The sequence below is a fragment of the Mesorhizobium sp. B2-1-1 genome (assembly GCF_006442975.2).
Taxonomy (GTDB): Bacteria; Pseudomonadota; Alphaproteobacteria; order Rhizobiales; family Rhizobiaceae; genus Mesorhizobium.
This window is the reverse complement of the sequence record NZ_CP083954.1, coordinates 1,797,500-1,817,350: the sequence shown is the minus strand read 5'-3', so window position 1 is coordinate 1,817,350 and position 19,851 is coordinate 1,797,500. Positions and strand designations below refer to the sequence as shown.

Here is a 19,851-nt window from a genome sequence, read left to right as displayed (position 1 = left end):
GGGCCTCATCCGCCTCCGGGGCCGGCGGGCGTTTCGAGATCGATGTCGATCCTGACCGGAAAATGATCGGAAGCCACTTCGCCAATGTCCGAGCTGACGGAGCGCACACGACCGGCAAACAGGCCGCCGACGAAGCAATGATCGAGCCGGCGCTTTGCCAGCCTGCCGTCGATGATCTTCTCATGCGTGTGGAAGTCATCCGCCGGTTCAATCGCCACGGCAGCGGCATCGACGAACCCATCCAGATAGGCAGCACCGCGATGATAGGGCGTGCCGCCGACGATGCGGCGGTATTCGGCGCTGCCCGGCTCCATGTTGAAATCGCCCATCCAGATCGCCGCCAGCGGGTTCTCCGGCTCTGGCTCGCCATTGCTCCAATTGCGCGCCGGCTCGTCGTCGGCGCCGCTCCACGGCCCGCCATCGGAGGGCGCCCGGCGATGCTCGGCAAGCAGATAGTCGATCTGCTCCAGCCGTTCTTCAGCCGCGACATGGGCGAGATGCAATGAAAGCACCCGCACCGGACCCGCCGGCGTGCGGATCATGCATTCGAGCGCCGCGTTGCGGGTGTTGAGCGGCCGCAGTGTGCGGCGCATCGGCAGCGCATGCAGCCGCGACCAGACGATCGGCAGCTTCGACAGCACCATGGTGCCGAACTGCCGGCGCCGGTTGACGATGCGGCCGTCGCGCTGTTCGCTGGCGTCCATGTCGAAGGCCGGGCCGTAGACCCAGTGATAGCCCGGCAACAGGCGCGAAAGCACCTCCGGCTGGTCGTCGAAATTGCTGCGCTGCCAGTGCCGCTCGACCTCCTGCAAGGCGATGATATCGGCGCCGGCAACAATGCGCGCGGCGCGCGCCGGATCGTAGAGGCCGTCGCTGCCGAACCCGTATTGGATATTGTAGCTGACCAGCTTCATTCTTGTCCGGCTCAGTTTGGTGACGGCAGTACCGTTTCGACGGCGACCTTGCAATGGACCGCCGCGGCGGCCCGGCTGGGCCACGACGCAAAAACCCCTCGCCTCGCCTAGGTCGTCAGCGGCTGGAACCGTCCCGCCGGGGAAGCCGCCAGCTCCGACCAGTCGATTTCTTCCTCCAGCCGGTGATAGGCCTCGTCACCGATCGTCCCGTTGCGGCGAAGTTCTTCCAGCGCGTCGCGCTGGCGCTTGATGGCATAGAGCCGCAGCCGGTCGTACTCGGTTGCTGCCTGGGCGTCGTCGGGGTTCTTGGCGACCGTGCGCTGGGCGGCATACTGCTCGCGCACCGCCGCCGCCGCGGTCGAGGTCTTGCCGCTCAAAATGTCGAGGGCCGCCTGCATGATGGCGACACGGGCCTGCGCGACCTCGCGGTCTATGGTCTCGTCCGGTTCGAGACGAAGCAGGCGCAGCAACGGCTTCAGGCTCATGCCTTGCAGGACAAGCGTGCCCAGCACCACGCAAAAGGCGGTGAGCACGATCGGATCGCGGCCGGGGAAGTCCGCCGGCAATGCGAAGGCAGCCGCCAGCGTCACCAGGCCGCGCATGCCGCACCAGCCGATCAGCACCCCGCCGCGAAACGACGGCACCTCTTGCCGCTGCTCCGCATTGCCGAAGCGGGCAAGCCATCGGATCACGGCGCCGCAGCCCAGCACCCAGGCAAGGCGGGAAACGATGACGACCGCCAGGATCGTCCCTGCAAACAGGAATGCCTCGGACTGTCCCTGCTCGGCCAGGCGACCGACGATCAGCCGCGCCTGCAGGCCCATCAGCACGAAAGCCAGCACGTTAAGCACGAACACCGCCGTCTCCCAGACGGAATAGGAGCTGACGCGCTTTCTGGCCGACATGCGCCGCGGTGCGGTGCGCGCGATGGTCATGGCATAGACGACGATGGTGATGATGGCCGAGAGCCCCAGCCTGTCAGCCAGGATCCAGACGCCGAACGTCCCGGCGAACTGCACGACGGTGCCGCTCGCCGCATCTTCGATACGTCCAAGCATCGCCTGGGATAGGCGGCCGAGAAGATAGCCCGCGGCCAGGCTGCCGATGGTCGACAGCAGGACCATCGGAACGGCGCTGCCCAAAAGAACGGGACCGGCGGCGGCAGTGATCGCGATGCGATAGATCAAAAGCGCGGTGGCGTCATTGAGCAGGCTTTCGCCCTGAAGGATGGCCGTGATGCGGTGCGGCACCTTGAACTGCCCGAGCACGGCGCTCGCGGCAACCGCGTCCGGCGGCGCCACGATGGCGCCAAGGGCTATGGCGGCAGCGATCGGCAGGCCGGCCATTTTCCAGCCGACCAGTGCCACGACGGCGGTCGTGAAAACGACCGCGCCAAGCGCCAGCAGCACAAGCGGCAGCCTGTAGCGGTTAAGATCGCGCAGCGATGTGTCGTAGGCCGCGTCGAGCAGCACCGGCGCAATGAACAGCGCAAGCGCCAGTTCCGGATCGATCTCGATCGTCGGCGCGCCGGGCAGGAAGCCAAGGCCGGCGCCCGCCAGCGCCAGCAAGGCGGGGTAAGGAACCTGCAGGCGCCGCGACAACGCCGTCAGCGCAACGGCGATCAGCAGGAGGACAAGGGTGAGCTCAAATAGCGCCATGGCTCATCGTAGCGGCGAAGCGGAGCTCTTGGCAGTGGCAAAGCGGCAGGATGCTGTTGATTGTCCAATAGGAGTGCATCGTCCGGCAACTGGACCGGTGACCGGATCGGCAGGGCGCTTCGGCCGCGTCAGTGCAGCACCAGCAGGTCGCCCGACGAGAAGGAAATCTCCGCCTTCTCGCCAACGGCCGGCGGTGGCGTCGTCGAACTGTTGAACGTGTCGAGCGAGACCGTGTTGCCGCCGATGCCGACCCGGACCCGGATCACCGAGCCGAGAAAGTGCACTTCGGAGATCTCGCCGGACAGGCTTGAATCGCGACCGGGCTGGCGGCCGAGCGAAATGGCTTCCGGCCGCAACGCCAATGACAGCGTGTCGCCGGACTTCGAGCCGTTGAGCCTGCCCTTGAGCGAGACTTCCTCGGTGTTGACACGAACCTTGCCCGACGCCGCGTCGGTGACGGTGCCTTCCAGCACGTTCAGCGTGCCGACGAAATTGGCGACGAACTTGGTTGCCGGCCGGTTGTAGATCTCGAACGGCGTGCCGACCTGCTCGGCCTTGCCGCCATACATCACCGCGATGCGGTCGGAGATCGACAGCGCCTCTTCCTGGTCATGGGTGACGAAGATGGTGGTGATGCCGAGCTTCTTCTGGATCGAGCGGATTTCCTCGCGCAGCGAGACGCGCACCTTGGCATCAAGCGCCGACAGCGGCTCGTCGAGCAGCAAGAGCTTCGGCTTCGGTGCGATGGCGCGGGCCAGCGCGATGCGCTGCTGCTGGCCGCCCGAGAGCTGATAAGGATAGCGGTCGGCCATCTGCGGCAGCTTGATGATGCCCAGCATTTCGGCGACACGGGCATCGATATCCGCCCTGGACATGCCGGCGACTTTCAGTCCGAAGCCGATGTTCTGCGCCACGGTCAGGTTCGGGAACAGCGCATAGGCCTGGAACACCATGCCGACATTGCGCTGGTTCGGCTTCAGCCTGGTGATGTCCTTGCTGCCGACGACGATCTTGCCGGCCGACGGTTCCTCGAAGCCGGCGACCATGCGCAGCACCGTCGTCTTGCCGCAGCCTGACGGGCCGAGGAATGAGACGAACTCGCCCGGTTCGACGTCGAGATTGAAATCCTCGACAACGGTGGTGGCGCCGAAGGATTTTCGCACATGCTGGATGGAGAGGAATGGCTCGGCCATGGCTTTTTCTTTCGGGTCAGTTCGGACGATTAGCCGATTTCGGCGCGAAGCGCGACAGGATCTGGATCAGCGACATGCAGCCCCAGGTGATGACGAAGGCGATGATGGCAAGGGCCGCCGGCTCATAGGCGCGGTTGGCCCCGACATTCTGCAGATACGGGCCGAAAGCCGGCCGGTTCAGCAAGCTCGCCATCGTAAACTCGCCGATGACGATGGCGAATGTCAGGAAGGCGCCGGACAACACCGCAATCAGCACATTGGGAAGGATGACGCGGGTGATGATCGTGCCCCAGCCGGCCCCGAGGATCTGGGCCGCTTCCGTCAACGTCCGCACGTCGATGGTTCTGAGCCCCGTATCGACGGCACGATACATATAGGGCAGCGCCAAGGTCGCATAGCCGATGACCAGCAAGGCATTGGTTCCCATATCGGACCCGAGGAACGGCAAGGGTGAATTCGAGCCGTACATCCTGATATAGCCGAAGACGATGACGATGGCCGGAATGACCAACGGCAAAAGCGTGATGAACTCGACGATCGGCCTGAGCTGCGGCAGCCGCAATCGGATCCAGTAGGCTGCCGGCACCACGATCAGCACACCCAGAATGATGGTGAAGATGGCGGCGACCACCGAATACAGGAAGGTCGCCTGGAAACGCGCGTCGCCGAGCACGATCCGATAGGCGTCGAAGGAATAGGCGCCGCGCCGCATGCGCATCGAAAATTCCACCGTCGCGATCAGCGGGATGAAGAAATAGGCCGCGCCGAGGATGAAGACCACCCAGGCCCAGAATTTGCCCGACTTCATTTCAGCCACCTCTCGGAACGGGTCCGGAACCAGATGTAGAAGACATTGGCCAGGCCGGTGATGACGATCATGCCGAAGGCGATCGCGTAGCCGAGATGGGCATTGTGCAGCACGTCGCCGCGGATTTGCGCGTAGAGCAGGATCGGCACGATGTTGAGCGACGAGCCGGTCAGCGCATAGGCGGTGGCGATCGCCCCGAAGGCGTTGGCGAAAAGCAGGATCACGGTGCCGAGAAAACTCGGCCAGATCACCGGGATGACCACGATGCGCCAATATTGCGCGGTGGTCGCGCCAAGCGTGGCGGCAGCTTCACCCCATTCCTTCTTCAAGCCATCGATCGCCGGCGTGATGATGACCACCATCAGCGGGATCTGGAAATAGACATAGGTCAGCGTCAGGCCCCAGAAGGACAGGATGTTGAAGCCGTGGGCATAGATGTTTAGGCCGAACACGGTGTTCAGGATCACCGTGGCAAGACCGAGCCGGCCGAGCGTGGCGAGGAAGGCGAAGGCCAGCGGCACGCCCGCGAAATTGGAGGCGACGCCGGAAAAGGTCAGGGTGGCCGAGCGTATCCAGTCCGGCAGCCCGCCGCGCACGATGGCGATGGCGATGGCCAAGCCCGCGAAAGCGCCGATCAGCGCCGAGGCCAGGCTTACCTTGATCGATATCCAGTAAGCGGCAACGATCGACGGCTGCGCCAGCGCGACGATGTTCTCGAGCGTGAATTCGCCGGCATCATTCTGGAACGCGCCCAGCATCAGATAGAGCGTGGGCAAAATCAGGAACATGATGGCGAAGATGAAGAACGGTGCGACGCCGAGCCATTGCGTCGGCAATCGCAATGCGCGCGCCTCCGCGGGCGGCGCGGTCTTGCCTGCGGCATCGTGATTGGAAAGCGAGAGATCGGTCATGCGCCGGCTACCGTCTTCGAGGGGGAACCGGGCGGCCGCGAAGCCGCCCGGTGGATTTCAACTGTTACTTGACGTTGGCACCGACAACGGAGTCCCAGTTCTTGGTGACGGCTTCCTTGGCCTTGCCCTGCTCGTCCAGCGTCGGGAACACCGCCGAAGCATAGGCTTCCGCCGGCGGCAGCTTGGCCAGGACGTCCGCCGGGATCTTGCCGTTCTTGGCGAGATCGTTGAAGCGGATCGGGTGGCAATAGCCCTTGAGCCAGCCAATCTGGCCTTCGTCGGAATAGAGGTATTCCATCCAGAGCTTGGCTGCGTTCGGATGCGGCGCATAGGCGCTGATCGCCTGCACGTAGACGCCGGCGACGACGCCGGTCTTCGGCACGACGACGTCGACGGGCGGGTTGCCCTTCAGCGTGTCACGGCCGGCGAGCGCGTTGTAGTCCCAGTTGATCAGAATCGGGGTCTGACCCTGGGCGAGTGTCGCCGGCTTGCCGATGACCGGTACGAAGTTGCCGGCGGCATTGAGCTTCTTGAAGAAGTCGAGGCCGGCGGTGCCCGCGGCTTCGCCAGCCGCGGCTCCACTCGAAAGGCCAGCGGCATAGACCGCCTGGATGGCCTGGTTCGAAGCGCGCGGATCACCGGCGAGAGCCACCGAATTGGCGAATTCCGGCTTCAGCAGATCGGCCCAGTCCTTCGGCGATTCCTTGACCAGATCCTTGTTCACCATCATCGCCAGAACGCCGTAGTAATCACCGTACCAGGCGCCGTCGGCATCCTTGGCGCTGTCGGGGATCGAGTCCCAGGTCGACACCTTGTAGGGCATCAGCAGGCCGTCGGCCTTGGCGGTCGGGCCGAAGGACAGGCCGACGTCGATGACGTCAGGCGCCTGCGGGCCCTTATTGTCCTTGTTGGCCTTGATCGCCTCGACCTCGTCGCCCGAACCGGCGTCGGGATTGAGTTCGTTGATGGTGATTTCCGGATATTTCGCCTTGAACCCGGCGATGACGTCGCCGTAACCGCACCAGTCATGCGGCAGCGCGATGGTGGTAAGCTGGCCTTCCGCCTTCGCGGCCTTGACGAGATCGTCCAGCGGAGCCGCGGACGAAATCACCGTCGACGCAAACAGCGCCGCGGCCGAAAGGGAAAGCACTTTCCCCGTGAATTTGAACATGTGTTCTCTCCGTTGAACTGACGCCGTTGGACGCCTGCGATGCGGTATCGTTTTCGTGTGACAGCCAGATGAAAGCTTTATGAAACCCCACCGCTGGCAGCACGAAAGTTAACTCCTTTTAATCGACTGTAGCAATTAGCCACCACTTAATTTTCCGGCTAATTACTTTTGCCTTGCACTTCACCCCTTTCCCCTTGGTTGCCCCTGATTTTCCAGATCAACTTTACCCTGAAAGCGGTATCACACCGTCCCAGCGATTGCATTTTCGAGCAGCGTCAGCGCTGCTTTCTTGGTCAGCTTGACCGGGTTGCCGCCGGCTGTCGGATCGACCACCGCCATATCGGCGATCAAGGCCTTGCGCTTCTTGTCCATGTCGAGCCCCTTGATCAGGCCTGGCAGCGCATGCGGCACCTTCAATTCCTTGCGAAGCTTGATGACAGCCTTGGCGAAGCCGTCGAAGCCGCCTCTTATGCCGCAATAGGCGGCGAGCCGCGCGATGCGGTCCTCGATCGCCTCGCGATTGAAGGCGAGCACATAGGGCATGAAAACCGCATTGGTCATGCCGTGATGGGTGTCGTAGAGCGCCCCGATGGGATGCGACAGCGAATGGATCGCCCCCAGCCCCTTCTGGAAGGCTGCCGCGCCCATCGCCGCGGCGCTCATCATGTTGGCGCGGGCGACCAGATCCCTGCCGTTGGCATAGGCCTTTGGCAGGTTCTCGAAAACAAGCCTGATGCCTTCCACGGCGATGCCGTCGGCCATCGGATGGTAGCCCGGCGCGCAATAAGCCTCGAGGCAATGGGCCAGCGCGTCCATGCCGGTGCCGGCGGTGATGAAGCCCGGCATGCCGACCGACAGTTCCGGATCGGCAATGACGATCGCCGGCAGCAGCTTCGGATGGAAGATGACCTTCTTGGTGTGGGTCGCCTCATTGGTGATGACGCCGGCGCGGCCGACTTCGGAGCCGGTGCCGGCGGTGGTCGGCACCGCTACGATCGGCGCGATCGCGTCCGAGTTGGCGCGTGTCCACCAGTCGCCGATGTCCTCGAAATCCCAGACCGGCCGCGTCTGTCCCGCCTGGAAGGCGATCAGCTTGCCAAGGTCGAGCGCCGAGCCGCCGCCGAAGGCAATGACGCCGTCATGCTTGCCCTTCTTGAACACCGCGATGCCGGCGGTGAGATTGGAATCGACCGGATTCGGCTTCACTTCGGAGAAAACGCCGTAGGGCACTTTTGCGTCATCGAGGATTTTCAGCGTCGAAGCGACGACCGGCAGTTTCGCCAGCCCCGGATCGGTGACGAAGAGCGGCCGCTTGATGCCGGTGGCGGCGAGCACCTCGGGCAATTCCTTGATGCGCCCAGCGCCGAAGCGGACGGTGGTGGGGTAGTTCCATTTGGAGATCAGCTTGGACATGTTTGTCTTTCAAAAATCAGATGGCTTCGCGCAGGTGGAAGGATTTCGGCCGGGTGAGGTTGTCGTAGCCGATGGCTGACAAGCCGGCCCCCTTGCCGGTGTCCTTGACGCCGGTCCAAACCAGCGCCGGGTCGAGGTAGTCGCAGCGGTTCATGAACACGGTACCGGTCTCGACGCGGTCGCCGATCGCCACCGCATGCTCGGTGTCGCGCGTCCAGATCGAGGCGGTCAGGCCGTAGGGGCTGTCGTTCATCAGCGCGATCGCCTCCTCGTCGTTGCGCACCTTCATGATGCCGACGATCGGGCCAAAACTTTCCTCGCGCATGACGCTCATCTGGTGGTCGACGCCGGTCAGCACCTCCGGCGCCAGATAGGGCGAGCCGGCCTTGTCCTGAGCCACCTTCATGTTGATATGCGCCTTGGCGCCCTTGCGCAGCGCCTCGGCCTTTTGCTCGCGGATCAGGTCGGCGAAACGACCCTGCGCCATCGGCCCCATCGTCGTCGCCTGTTCGAGCGGGTTGCCGACGACATAGTGTTTCGTCTCGGCGATGAAGCCTGCGACGAATTCGTCATAGACCTTCTCATGCACATAGACGCGCTCGATGCCGCAGCAGCACTGGCCGGAATTGTAGAAGGCGCCATCGACCAGATTGGCGACTGCATGGTCAATCTTGGCGTCGGGCAGCACATAGGCAGGATCCTTGCCGCCAAGCTCCAACCCGAGCGTCATGAAGGTGCCGGCCGCTGCCTTTTCGATGGCGCGGCCGCCGGCGACCGAGCCGGTGAAATTGACGTGGTCGATCTTGCCCGAGCCAAGCAATTTTTCTGTCTGGACATGGTTCAGCACGATGTTCTGGAACACGCCCTTGGGCAGGCCTGCTTTGTCGAAAGCCTGCTGGAAACGCTCGCCGACCAGCAGCGTCTGCGCGGCATGTTTGAGGATGACGGTGTTGCCGGCCATCAGCGCCGGGACGATGGTGTTGACCGCGGTGAGGTAAGGGTAGTTCCAAGGCGCGATCACCATGACCACGCCGAGCGGATCCTTCTTCACATAGCGGCGGAACCCGTCCTTCGGATTGGAAGCCGGGACCGATTTCAGCGCCGCCTCGGCGATTTCGACCATATAGCTGGTGCGTTCCTTGACGCCGCCGAACTCGCCGCCATAGCGCACCGGACGCCCCATCTGCCAGGCGATCTCCGGCACGATCTCGTCGGTCATGGCAACCAACGCCTCGAGCATCGCCAGCATGTACTTGCCGCGCTCGGCGATCGGAGTCTGCGCCCACTTTTCCTGCGCTGCCTTGGCGCGCTCGACAGCGGCATTGACCGCCTGGTCGGTGGCGATCGGACGCTCGGCATAGACCGAACCATCGACAGGGGATTTGAGCTTCACGGTTTCCAAGAAGATGTCTCCATATCGAAAGGCAAAGCGTCAGCAGGCAAGGGCGCGAACATGCCCTGCTCTCGCATAGTCCAGTATCGACTGATCGCGCGTCACGAGCGTCAGATCGAACGCCCGTGCTGTCGCGATCAATATTCTATCTGCCGGATCGCCGTGAAGCGATCCGGGCAAGAAGGACGATTCAATCAATAAGCCCGGCGAAAGAGCCTCTACCTTGATGCCTGGCGTGGCGATCACTTCCCCAAAAATGCTTGTTGGCGACTTTGCTGCCGCCAATCGGCCGTTGGCGCTCAGCAGGCCCAATTCCCAGGCCGATATGGGGGAAACCCGGATCTTCTCGTCAACAGCCGCGGCGGTATTGATCGCAGTCTTGGCTTCCGGCCTGATCGGCTCGTTCAGCGCTATCCATATGATCGCGCACGTGTCGAGCAGCAGCCTATGCGTCACGGCTGCACATCAGGCTCAAAAGCCGGCCTAGTGTAATCATGCCCTGGGCAAAGCGTAACCTTGCCTGTCCATATGCCGAAAAGCGGATGGTCGATATTTTCCCGTGGAAGTTCGTAGCTGGCCTGCGCTGGCTCCGCCATTCCCGGAGGAGTCTTGTCCATGGTAGCCATGTTCGGCTTTCGATAGCCCTCGGGCCATCCCTCCAGTTTAAAATCCACGCGTTCGTTCGCAAGGTCGACATGGGACGCCCGATAGTTTGCGCGCAACCAGGCGCGCGCCTGGCTGTGCCCGCTCGGGCTGTTCGCCCACCATTCCTGCCGCTGTCGCGCCGACGGCGGCAAGCGGCCGCCTATTACTTGCTCGATCTCCGCGAAGCTCATGGACATACGGCCTTGGCCCGAGAACAGAAGATGCTCGAAAAGCGGATGGTATTTGGTTCCGTCGGTCATTGTACAAATTTAGTCCAATCCGCGTTTCCGATCAAGGTAAAGATAGTAATATACTATCTTCTAGTATCGCTCGAACCCACGATGCAGTTCCCAATCCGTAATGCGGCGGTCGTATTCGAACTGCTCCCATTTAGCGGTGTGGACGTAGTGTTCGAGCACGTCCTCGCCGAGCGCCTGTTTCAGCATCTTGGACTTGGCCAGCGTGTCGGTGGCGTCGCGCAGCGTCTTCGGGATCTCCGGCAGGCGCGAGGCCTGATAGGCGTCGCCGACGAAGGGCTTCTGCAGCTCCAGCTTCTCGTCGATGCCGGCAAGGCCGGCGGCGATCAACGCCGCGAAGGCGAGATAGGGGTTCAAGTCGGCGCCGCCGATGCGGCACTCCATGCGGATGCCCTTGGTGCCCTCGCCGCACAGGCGGAAGCCGGCGGTGCGGTTATCTTCGCTCCACATGATCTTGGTCGGCGCGAACGTGCCGGCCTGGAAGCGCTTGTAGGAATTGATGTAGGGCGCCAGGAACCAGGTGAACTCCTTGGCGTATTTGAGTTGACCCGCCGCCCACTGCTGGCCGAGGCTCGATAGCGTCCAGTCGGCTTGTCTGTCGAAGAAAAGCGGCGTCTTGCCGTCGGCGCTCCAGAGCGAATTGTGGATGTGGCTGGAATTGCCGGCGAGCCCGTAATTGTACTTGGCCATGAAGGAAATCGCCTTGCCTTCGGATTCGGCGATCTCCTTGGCGCCATTCTTCAGGATGACGTGGCGATCGGCCATGTCGAGGGCCTCGGCATAGCGCACATTGATCTCTTCCTGACCCGGCCCCCACTCGCCCTTCGAGTTCTCGATCGGGATGCCTGCCGCTTCCATTTCGTTGCGAAGCCGTCGCATGACGCCTTCTTCCTTGGTGGTGATGCCGATCTGATAGTCGCCGATATAGGGCGAGGCGGTGTCGAGGCCCTGCCAGTGCTTCTTGCGGGCGGAATCGTAGGTCTCGCTGAAGAGGTAGAATTCGAGCTCGGAGGCGAAATAGCCGATATAACCGCGCTCCGTCAGCCGCTTGACCTGCTTCTTCAGGATGGCGCGCGGGGAATGCGGCAGGTCGTCATGGGTGTGGTGATCGAGCACGTCGCAGATCACGAGCGCTGTCTTTTCCAGCCACGGAATGCGCCGCAGCGTCGCGAGGTCGGGCTTCATGACGAAATCGCCATAGCCCTTCGACCAGCTTGCCGCCTTATAGCCGGGCACCGGCTCCATATCGATGTCGGCGGCCAGGAGATAGTTGCAGCCATGCGTCTCGTCATGCGCGGAATCGACGAAGTACTGGGCCAGGAACCGTTTTCCCGCCAGCCGTCCCTGCATATCGACGATGCAGGCCAGCACCGTGTCGATCTCCCCGCCGGAAACCGCTTTCTTCAACTGATCGAACGAGAAATTTCCGGCCATTCCTTTGGCGCTCCAGTGCTTGTCATTTTGGGCTTGTCGATTTCGAAGGGTCGAAGCCATGGCCGGCGATGCGCCGGCCATGGCTGTGAGATGCTGGCCTCAGTGGCCGGTTTCGCCGACGGCCTGCTCAGCCGCCTTGATCGCCGCTTGGCGCGCCGCGATGATGTCGCCGAGCGGCGGACCCTGGAAGCGGTTGCGCTCGAAGGCAAACCAGACGATCGCGGTCAGGATGAAGAAGCCGACGGTGATGTAGAGCGCCCAGTCGTTCGGCGGCTGGATTCCGATGACGAAGATCAGGATCATCGACACGATCGACAGGACCGCAAACAGCATGAACACGCCGCGCCCCATGTTCCACGGTCCCATCTTGTCCCATTTGGGCGTGCCCCAGGCCAGCATGCCGAGCACGATGGGCACGGTGAAGGACAGGAACAGGAAGATGACGGTGCAGGAGACCACGATGGTGTAGGCCGAGGTGCCGGCGACCGAAACCAGCGTCGAACCCCAGACGAACAGCACCGACAGGATCGATGCCGTCCAGATCGCCGCCACCGGCGTGCGGTAGGTCGGACTGACCTTGGCCAGTGCCGACGAACCCGGCAGGCCGCCGTCACGCGAGAAGGCGAAGATCATGCGCGAGGCTGAGGTGACGGTGGCGAGGCCGCACAGCAGCTGAGCGATGAACACGACGAGATAGACGAACTCCTTGAGGCCAGGGCTGACGCGCTGGTCGAAGGCCCAGAAGAACACGTTCCAGCCTTGCTTGGCGGCATCGTCCATGTTCGGGATCATCAGCACGAAGGCGGCCAGGAACAGATAGCCGAATACGGCCGACCAGATCACCGACATGACCATGGCGCGCGGCACCGAGCTGGCCGCCTTGATGGTCTCCTCGGACGTATGCGCCGAGGCGTCGTAACCGGTGATGGTGTAGATCGGCAGCAGGAGGCCGAGCGCGAACACCCAGGCATTCGAAACCGATGGCCAGACGCCGCCTCCGGCATCGCCGGAGTAGTTATGGAAGGTGAACAGCCGGCTGAAATCCCAGGTTTCGGCGGAGAGCAGGCAGACCACGGCGATCAGGATCGAGCCGAAGAAGATGAGGTAGCCCGAGAAGTCGGTGAGCTTGGCCGTCAGCTTGATGCCGAGATGGTTGATCAGCGCCTGGGCGCCGGTGATGATGACCAGAAAGATCATCTGGTTGGTCAGCGTGCCTTCGATACCGAGCGCCGGTCCGAAGGCGCCGATGAAGAATGTCCAGGTGCCGACATTGATGGCACCGAGCACGGTGATCAGGCCGAGCAGGTTGAGCCAGGCCGTGACCCAGCCGGTGCCGCGGTTGCCCAGGATCGAGCCCCAATGATAGAGCCCGCCTGCCGTCGGATAGGCCGAGCTGATCTGCGACATGGCGACGGCGAACGTCAACGAGACGAAGCAGCCGACCAGCCGATGCCGATGCCGATGCCGCCGGCGCCCGACGTTGCCTGCGCCAGCGAATTGATGCCGCCCGACAGAATGCAGATGATGGAGAAGGAAACGGCGAAATTCGAAAAGCGGCTGAGGCGCCGCTCCAGTTCCTGGGCGTAGCCCATGCTGTGGAGGACCTTGACGTCCTCCGCCTTGTCAACTTCGGTATATCCAGGTGCTGCCATTTTTAGTCCCCTTGCGTTCTCAGCTGGCCGATTGAACTGACTTTCCCGTTGCGTGTTCCCTGGCGCCCCTGGTCTCCTCGGGTTCCAGACCCGAAAAGATGCCTGTGAGCAAATCCGCCCATTTCCGCTGCCCGGTCTCGCCGGAGATTTCATCGTTGCGGATTTCGATCATCGCGCAGGGCAGCCCGCGCAGGCGCGCATGGCGTTCCAGCGTGAAATAGACGCGGTCGGCCGGCGAATAGGGTTCGTTGACGCCGACGGTAATGCCGGCAAGGTGCCGCAGCGCCGATATCAGCGGCGCTGCCAGCCGGCGGTCGTCATCGTGGATGATGCCGATATGCCAGGGCCGGTCTCGGCCTTTGTAGACCGGCGTGAAGGAATGCACCGATACCAGCCGCGTCTCCTGGCCGCGCGCCAGCCTGTCTTCGACAATATGCTCGATGGCGTTATGAAACGGCTGCCAGGACAGGGCGACCCGCGCCGCGCGCTGCTTTTCCGACAGGCCGGTGTTGCCCGGTATGGCCGTGGTTTCGCTGACCGGCGGCACCAGGTCCGGCGCGTCAAGCGGCCGGTTGCAGTCGATGACGAGACGCGAAATGCAGGTTTCGACCAGCGTCGCATCGAGCGCCTGCGCCATGCGCAGCGCAACGGGCAGCGCGCCCGGGTCCCAGGCGATGTGACGCGACAGGTCCTCGGCGGTGAGGCCGAGCGTGCCGAATTCGGCGGGCAGGAAATTGGAGGCGTGGTCGCAGGTGAGCACGAAGGGACTCGATCCGCCCGGGTTGGTCACCCTTACGGCATCAGGCGATGCAAGGCTGGCGGGCCGTGCTTTCTCCATAGTCTGCGGTCCCCGGGGAGCGCTGTATCGTATGTTACGTATTTTGCCTCATTGCGTCCCTATGGATGATTTCATACAGTTTGCCCGGCTTTGTCAAATGCGATTTGGGGAAAACACCGTCGGCCGGGCCATGGATGGGAAAGATGATTTCCAGTATTGCCGAATTGATCGCCGACCGCATCGGCACAATGCCGGCCGGCGAGCGGCGCGCGGCCCAGACGCTGATAGCGAGCTATCCGATGATCGGTCTGAAGACTGTCGCCGAATTCTCGTCCGCGGCCGGCGTGTCCTCGCCGACGATCCTGCGTTTCGTCGCCAGGCTCGGCTTCCAGAACTATCCGGAGTTCCAGTCGAGCCTGCAGGACGAACTGGCGGCGCAATTGCAGTCCCCTGCGACCCGCACGCTCAATCCGCCCTTGCCCGGCGGCACGGCGTCGCCGATGCTGGAGGCAACGCTCGACAATATGCGCGAGACGTTCCGGCACCTGTCCGACAAGCAGCTTGCCGACATCGCGTCCCGCCTCGCAGAGCGTCGCGGCAAGACATTCCTGATCGGCGGCCGCTTCACCGATCCGCTGGCGCGCTACATGGCCGCCCACCTTGCCATCATCCAGCCTGACGTCATTCACCTCGCCGGTCAGGAAAGCATGTGGCGCGACAGGCTGATCGACATGGGCAAGCGCGACGTGCTGGTCATTTTCGACATCAGGCGCTACCAGGACAGCCTCATCCGCTTCGCCGAGAAGGCGCATCAGCGTGGCGTGCAGATCGTGTTGTTCACCGACCAGTGGCTGTCGCCGATCGCCCGCTTCGCCCGTCACGTCATCGCCGGGCGAACCGCCGTGCCTTCGGCGTGGGACTCCTCGGCGGCGCTCTTCGTCGTCGCCGAAACGCTGATCGGCGCCGTCACAAGGCAACTCGAGGCCGACGGCGCCCGGCGCATCCGCGAGATGGAAGGCCTGCGTTGATGCAGCCCGGGATAAGTCTGGAACGATTTCGGTCCGAAACTGGCGTCGGGGCGGCATAGCCAGCGTTGTAATCTCGAAAGCCCGGCTCGAAGTGAACTAAAAAATCAAAACGGCACGAACACCGGCAACGTTACGCATATTTAATGTGCGCGGACACTGAAGAATTGTCATAAAGGCACGATATCGGGGGCTTGCTTCTTGCCTTAGAATAGCCCCGCTGCGTCTGCTTATTTCGGGAAACCGGTGGACGGAAGGATTGTTTTGCCAACCGGAGTGCCGATGGCCGCCTGGAAACAGATACTTTTCGCCCTTGTGGTGCTGGTGGTGGCGGTTGCCGCCTGGCTGCGCTTTTTCCCGGGCGCGCCGGACGTGCTGGCGCGCTGGGGAATAGACTGGGCCTACGCGGCAACGCCTCCGGCTGAAACCGGCGCCGGCACGAAATCCGCTGGCGGCGAGCGAGCCCGTCAGGTCAACGTCGTCGTCGTGCCCGCTATTTCCGCGACCATAAACGATCGGCTCCAGGCCATCGGCACCGGCCGCGCCAATGCGTCGGTGACGGTCAACCCCTACTCCTCCGGCCGTCTCGCCGAATTGCTGGTTTCGTCCGGCACCCATGTCGACAAGGGACAGGTCATCGCGACCCTTGATTCCGAAACCGAAGTGATCGCCCAGGACCGTGCCCGGCTCGCGCTTCAGGACGCACAGGCCAAGCTCGACCGGGTCAGGTCGCTGCGCGCCTCCAATGCGGCGACACCGGTCGCCGTCGCCGATGCCGAAGTGGTGCTGGCCGGTGCCAAGCTGGCGCTACAGGATGCGGAACTGGCACTGCACCGCCGGTCTGTTCTCGCCCCGATCTCCGGCACGGTCGGGATCCTGCCGATCTCCGCCGGCAATTATGTGACCAACCAGTCGGCGATCGCCACGCTCGACGACCGTTCCTCGATCCTTGTCGATTTCCTGGTGCCGGAACGCTTCGCGGCCGCCGTCAAGATCGGCGCGCAATTGTCGGCGACGCCGATCGCCAATCCCGGCAACAGCTATACCGGCACGGTTTCGGCCATCGACAACCACATCGACGAGAACAGCCGTACGCTTCTGGTCAAGGCGACGATCGCCAACCCGGCCGATTCGCTGCGCGCCGGCATGTCGTTCGCCATCACCATGAAATTCCCCGGCGAGACCTATCCCGCCGTCAGCCCGCTGGCGATCCTGTGGGGCTCGGAGGGCGCTTACGTCTGGGCGGTCGAGAACGGCAAGGCCAAGCGGGTGCCGGTGCGCATCATCCAGCGCAACACCGAAACCGTGTTGATCGACGCGGAACTGGACAGTGGCGACATGGTGGTGACCGAAGGCACCCAGAGCGTCAGCGAGGGAGGCGAAGTCCGCATCGCCCGCGGAGAGCAGCGCGCCGCGAACGCGGCCGAAGGCTCATGACCGGAGCCGTCAACGCCGCCAGCGAGACCGGCTTTACCGCCCTGTTCATCCGCAGGCCGGTCATGGCCTTGGTGCTGAATGTCCTCATCGCGGTCGCCGGCCTCGCCGCCTTCTATGGCGTCGAGATCCGCGAACTGCCTGATGTCGACCGCGCCGTCGTCACCGTTTCCACGACTTTCGAAGGCGCGGCGGCCGAAACGGTCGATCGCGAACTGACCGACACGATCGAGGGAGCTGTTGCCCGCGTTTCCGGCGTCAAGTCGATCTCTTCGACCTCCTCCTTCGGCTCGAGCCGCGTCACCATCGAATTCAACGACGGCGTCGACCTCAATGTCGGGGCCTCGGATGTGCGGGATGCCGTCGGCCGCGTCGCCAACCAGATGCCGGAGACGGCCGATCCGCCGCGCATCGTGAAGGCCGACGCCAACTCCGACCCCGTGATGCGCCTGGCCGTCACCTCCGACACCATGTCGGTTCAGGACATGACCGTCGTGGTCCAGGACCAGATCGAGGACGAACTGGCTGCCGTTCCAGGCGTCGCGGACGTCCAGGTCTATGGCGACCGCGACAAGATCTTCCGCATCGACGTCGATCAGAACAAGCTCGCCAGCCTGGGCTTCACCGTCGCCGACCTCAGGACCGCCCTTGCCTCGGTCGCCTTCGATTCACCCGCCGGCTCGATCACCACCACCAATCAGGACCTGATCGTTCGCACCACCGCCGATGTGACGACGCCGGAAGAATTCGAGAACATCATCATTGGCGGAACGACGCGCATCCGCGATGTCGCCACCGTCACGCTCGGCCCCGACATCGGCCAGACCACGTTGCGTTCGGACGGCAAGACCGGCATCGGCATCGGCATCATCCGCCAGGCGGAATCGAACACGCTGGACATCTCCACCGGCGTCAAGGCCGCGGTCGAGAAGTTGCAGGCAAACCTGCCGCAAGGCATGTCGATCAAGGTCACAAGCGACGACGCGGTGTTCGTCAACGGCGCCGTCCACGAGGTGGAGATCGCGCTCGCGCTTTCCGTCTCCATCGTGCTGATCGTCATCTATGCCTTTCTTCTCGACTGGCGCGCCACGCTCATTCCGGGCCTGTCGATGCCCGTCGCCATGATCGGCACCATTGCCGCAATCTATCTCGCTGGTTTTTCGATCAACATCCTGACGCTGCTGGCCCTGGTGCTGGCGACGGGGCTTGTCGTCGATGACGCGATCGTCGTTTTGGAAAACATCGTGCGGCGGCGCAATCAAGGCATGGGGCCGCGTGCCGCCGCCGTGCTCGGCGCACAGGAGGTGTTCTTCGCCGTCATCGCCACCACCCTGACGCTGGTTGCCGTCTTCGTGCCGATCTCCTTCCTGCCGGGCCAGACCGGCGGCCTGTTCCGCGAATTCGGCTTCGTGCTCGCCATGTCGGTGCTGTTGTCCTGCGTGGTCGCGCTGACGCTTTGCCCCATGCTTGCCTCGCGCATGCTGTCCACTGCCGCCCTCCACCACGAGGGCGGCAACGGCGTCGGCGCACGCATCGGCGGCGCGCTGAACGCGGCCTACCGGCGCAGCCTGCATGTCTGCCTCGACGCGCCGTGGATCGTGGTGCTGGTGGCGCTGCTGTTCGCCGGCACCGCATTCGCGCTGTTCGGCACCATCCGCCAGGAATTGACGCCGACCGAGGATCGCGCGGTCGTGCTGCTTCGCATCAGCGCCCCGCAAGGCGTCAGCCTCGACTACACGACGCAGCAGATGCAGAAGATCGAAAAACTGATCCAGCCGCTGCGTGATTCCGGCGAAATCGTCAGCACTTTCGAGAGCGCCGGCCAGAACGGCGCCTATAATTCAGGCTTCATGGTAATGACGCTGGCGCCCTGGGACGAGCGCAGCCGCAGCCAGCAGGAGATCATGGCAGAGATCAGCCAGCTCACCCGCCAGGTGCCCAGCGTGCGTATCTTCCCGGTGCAGCCCAACAGCCTCGGCATCCGTGGCGCCGGCAACGGCCTGCAGTTCGCGCTGGTCGGCAACGACCGCAAGGCGCTCGGCGACGCGGCCGTCAAGATCATCGCCGAGATGCAGAAGGATCCGCGTTTCCAGACGCCACGGCTTTCCATCGACCCGACGCAACCGCAGCTTTCCGTTGCCATCGACCGCGAGCGCGCCTCCGATCTCGGCATCGACATCACAGGACTGGCCAACACCATGCAGGCCATGCTCGACGGCAACGACGTCGTCGATGTCTACATCGCCGACCGCAGCTACGGGGTGAAGCTGGTTTCGACCACCAACCCGATCAACGATCCGACGGACCTGGAGAACGTCTTCCTAAAGACGGCTGACGGCCGTTTCGTGCCGATGTCGACCATCGCCACGCTGACCGAGCGTGCCGTGCCGCCCTCGCTGTCGCGCGAGCAGCAGCAGCCGTCGGTGGCGATCACGTCCAACCTCGGCGGCGATTTCGCGCTCGGCTCGGCCCTTACGCGCGCCGAGGAAATCGCAACGCCGCTTCTGCCGCCGGGCAGCCGCATCGTGCCATTGGCCGAGGCGGCGACGCTGGGTGAGACCAACAGCGCCATGGTCACCATCTTCGGTTTTGCCCTGGTCATCATCCTGCTGGTGCTTGCCGCGCAATTCGAGAGCTTCGTCAGCGCCGTCATCATTATGGCGACAGTGCCGCTCGGCCTCGCCTGCGCCATCTTCGCGCTTCTGCTCTCGGGCACCAGCCTCAACGCCTACAGCCAGATCGGCCTGGTGCTGCTGGTCGGCGTCATGGCCAAGAACGGCATCCTGATCGTCGAGTTCGCAAACCAGTTGCGCGATCGTGGACTGGGGGTGCGCGAGTCGATCGAACAGGCCTCGACCATTCGCTTGCGCCCGGTGATGATGACAATGATCTGCACCGTGCTCGGCGGCGTGCCGCTGGTGCTGGCGGCGGGCGCCGGCGCCGAGGCCCGTATCGCGCTCGGCTGGGTGATCGTCGGCGGACTGGGGCTGGCCACCGTCTCGACGCTGTTCCTGACCCCCGTCGCCTATCTCTTGCTCGGCCGCTTCGTCACGCCGAAGGCCCACGAGGAGGCGCGGCTGAAGCGCGAACTCGAGGAAGCCGCCTACACCGATGTGGAGCCGGCTGAATAGGGAAATTCCAGGAGACCGTGTGGCGGGTCCGGAA

15 protein-coding genes and 1 pseudogene are annotated in these 19,851 nt (G+C 63.5%); 3 read left to right on the top strand and 13 right to left on the bottom strand.

What is annotated here, in order from left to right:
• Window positions 1–5 precede the first annotated feature (5 nt).
• The 13 genes and pseudogenes from FJ972_RS08875 to FJ972_RS08815 all read right to left on the bottom strand — a co-directional run bounded on the left by FJ972_RS08875 (window position 6) and on the right by FJ972_RS08815 (window position 14,287).
• The gene (locus FJ972_RS08875; RefSeq protein ID WP_140522415.1) at window positions 6–914 is read right to left on the bottom strand and encodes an endonuclease/exonuclease/phosphatase family protein; all 909 of its coding nucleotides are present in this window, start codon (window positions 912–914) and stop codon (window positions 6–8) included.
• A gap of 107 nt (window positions 915–1,021) precedes the next feature.
• A complete protein-coding gene (locus tag FJ972_RS08870) occupies window positions 1,022–2,572 on the bottom strand; it encodes a cation:proton antiporter (protein WP_140522417.1) in 1,551 nt (516 codons plus the stop codon).
• Window positions 2,573–2,700: 128 nt separating this feature from the next.
• Window positions 2,701–3,765: an ABC transporter ATP-binding protein gene (locus FJ972_RS08865; protein ID WP_140496300.1), complete on the bottom strand. Its 1,065-nt coding sequence runs from the start codon at window positions 3,763–3,765 to the stop codon at window positions 2,701–2,703.
• Between the two features lie 16 nt (window positions 3,766–3,781).
• Complete coding sequence (locus FJ972_RS08860; RefSeq protein ID WP_140496301.1) at window positions 3,782–4,573, bottom strand: ABC transporter permease; 792 nt, start codon at window positions 4,571–4,573, stop codon at window positions 3,782–3,784.
• Window positions 4,570–5,484 carry an ABC transporter permease gene (locus tag FJ972_RS08855; protein ID WP_140496302.1) on the bottom strand — a complete coding sequence of 305 codons (915 nt, stop codon included), beginning with the start codon at window positions 5,482–5,484 and terminating at the stop codon, window positions 4,570–4,572. The genes FJ972_RS08860 and FJ972_RS08855 overlap by 4 nt, the downstream gene beginning before the upstream one ends.
• Before the next feature lie 64 nt (window positions 5,485–5,548).
• Entirely contained in the window at window positions 5,549–6,655 is a 1,107-nt protein-coding gene (locus tag FJ972_RS08850; RefSeq protein WP_140522419.1) for an ABC transporter substrate-binding protein, read from the bottom strand.
• Between the two features lie 240 nt (window positions 6,656–6,895).
• Window positions 6,896–8,068, bottom strand: coding sequence for an iron-containing alcohol dehydrogenase (locus tag FJ972_RS08845; RefSeq protein WP_140522421.1), 1,173 nt, complete (start codon window positions 8,066–8,068; stop codon window positions 6,896–6,898).
• A gap of 16 nt (window positions 8,069–8,084) precedes the next feature.
• Entirely contained in the window at window positions 8,085–9,470 is a 1,386-nt protein-coding gene (locus FJ972_RS08840) for an aldehyde dehydrogenase family protein (protein ID WP_140522423.1), read from the bottom strand.
• 30 nt (window positions 9,471–9,500) lie between these two features.
• Entirely contained in the window at window positions 9,501–9,917 is a 417-nt protein-coding gene (locus tag FJ972_RS08835) for a type II toxin-antitoxin system VapC family toxin (protein WP_140522425.1), read from the bottom strand.
• The gene (locus FJ972_RS08830) at window positions 9,914–10,366 is read right to left on the bottom strand and encodes a hypothetical protein (RefSeq protein ID WP_140522427.1); all 453 of its coding nucleotides are present in this window, start codon (window positions 10,364–10,366) and stop codon (window positions 9,914–9,916) included. The genes FJ972_RS08835 and FJ972_RS08830 overlap by 4 nt, the downstream gene beginning before the upstream one ends.
• Before the next feature lie 60 nt (window positions 10,367–10,426).
• A complete protein-coding gene (locus tag FJ972_RS08825) occupies window positions 10,427–11,797 on the bottom strand; it encodes a glutamine synthetase family protein (protein ID WP_140496308.1) in 1,371 nt (456 codons plus the stop codon).
• Between the two features lie 99 nt (window positions 11,798–11,896).
• Window positions 11,897–13,449, bottom strand: a pseudogene (locus tag FJ972_RS08820) (amino acid permease).
• 19 nt (window positions 13,450–13,468) lie between these two features.
• Complete coding sequence (locus tag FJ972_RS08815) at window positions 13,469–14,287, bottom strand: N-formylglutamate amidohydrolase (protein ID WP_140522429.1); 819 nt, start codon at window positions 14,285–14,287, stop codon at window positions 13,469–13,471.
• Window positions 14,288–14,430: 143 nt separating this feature from the next.
• Between FJ972_RS08815 and FJ972_RS08810 the strand changes: the two genes are divergently transcribed.
• From FJ972_RS08810 to FJ972_RS08800, 3 genes are all read left to right on the top strand, one after another.
• On the top strand, window positions 14,431–15,255 hold the full coding sequence (locus FJ972_RS08810) for a MurR/RpiR family transcriptional regulator (protein ID WP_140496311.1): 825 nt from the start codon (window positions 14,431–14,433) through the stop codon (window positions 15,253–15,255).
• Window positions 15,256–15,534: 279 nt separating this feature from the next.
• Entirely contained in the window at window positions 15,535–16,689 is a 1,155-nt protein-coding gene (locus tag FJ972_RS08805; RefSeq protein ID WP_140496312.1) for an efflux RND transporter periplasmic adaptor subunit, read from the top strand.
• Complete coding sequence (locus FJ972_RS08800; RefSeq protein WP_140522431.1) at window positions 16,686–19,817, top strand: efflux RND transporter permease subunit; 3,132 nt, start codon at window positions 16,686–16,688, stop codon at window positions 19,815–19,817. Before FJ972_RS08805 ends, FJ972_RS08800 begins: the two co-directional genes overlap by 4 nt.
• Window positions 19,818–19,851 lie beyond the last annotated feature (34 nt).

Coding starts and splice junctions, on each gene's coding strand:
- FJ972_RS08830 (WP_140522427.1), bottom strand. CDS start 10,366: ATGACCGACGGAACCAAATACCATCCGCTTTTCGAGCATCTTCTGTTC.
- FJ972_RS08845 (WP_140522421.1), bottom strand. CDS start 8,068: ATGTCCAAGCTGATCTCCAAATGGAACTACCCCACCACCGTCCGCTTC.
- FJ972_RS08865 (WP_140496300.1), bottom strand. CDS start 3,765: ATGGCCGAGCCATTCCTCTCCATCCAGCATGTGCGAAAATCCTTCGGC.
- FJ972_RS08850 (WP_140522419.1), bottom strand. CDS start 6,655: ATGTTCAAATTCACGGGGAAAGTGCTTTCCCTTTCGGCCGCGGCGCTG.
- FJ972_RS08870 (WP_140522417.1), bottom strand. CDS start 2,572: ATGGCGCTATTTGAGCTCACCCTTGTCCTCCTGCTGATCGCCGTTGCG.
- FJ972_RS08810 (WP_140496311.1), top strand. CDS start 14,431: ATGATTTCCAGTATTGCCGAATTGATCGCCGACCGCATCGGCACAATG.
- FJ972_RS08805 (WP_140496312.1), top strand. CDS start 15,535: ATGGCCGCCTGGAAACAGATACTTTTCGCCCTTGTGGTGCTGGTGGTG.
- FJ972_RS08815 (WP_140522429.1), bottom strand. CDS start 14,287: ATGGAGAAAGCACGGCCCGCCAGCCTTGCATCGCCTGATGCCGTAAGG.
- FJ972_RS08860 (WP_140496301.1), bottom strand. CDS start 4,573: ATGAAGTCGGGCAAATTCTGGGCCTGGGTGGTCTTCATCCTCGGCGCG.
- FJ972_RS08855 (WP_140496302.1), bottom strand. CDS start 5,484: ATGACCGATCTCTCGCTTTCCAATCACGATGCCGCAGGCAAGACCGCG.
- FJ972_RS08875 (WP_140522415.1), bottom strand. CDS start 914: ATGAAGCTGGTCAGCTACAATATCCAATACGGGTTCGGCAGCGACGGC.
- FJ972_RS08800 (WP_140522431.1), top strand. CDS start 16,686: ATGACCGGAGCCGTCAACGCCGCCAGCGAGACCGGCTTTACCGCCCTG.
- FJ972_RS08825 (WP_140496308.1), bottom strand. CDS start 11,797: ATGGCCGGAAATTTCTCGTTCGATCAGTTGAAGAAAGCGGTTTCCGGC.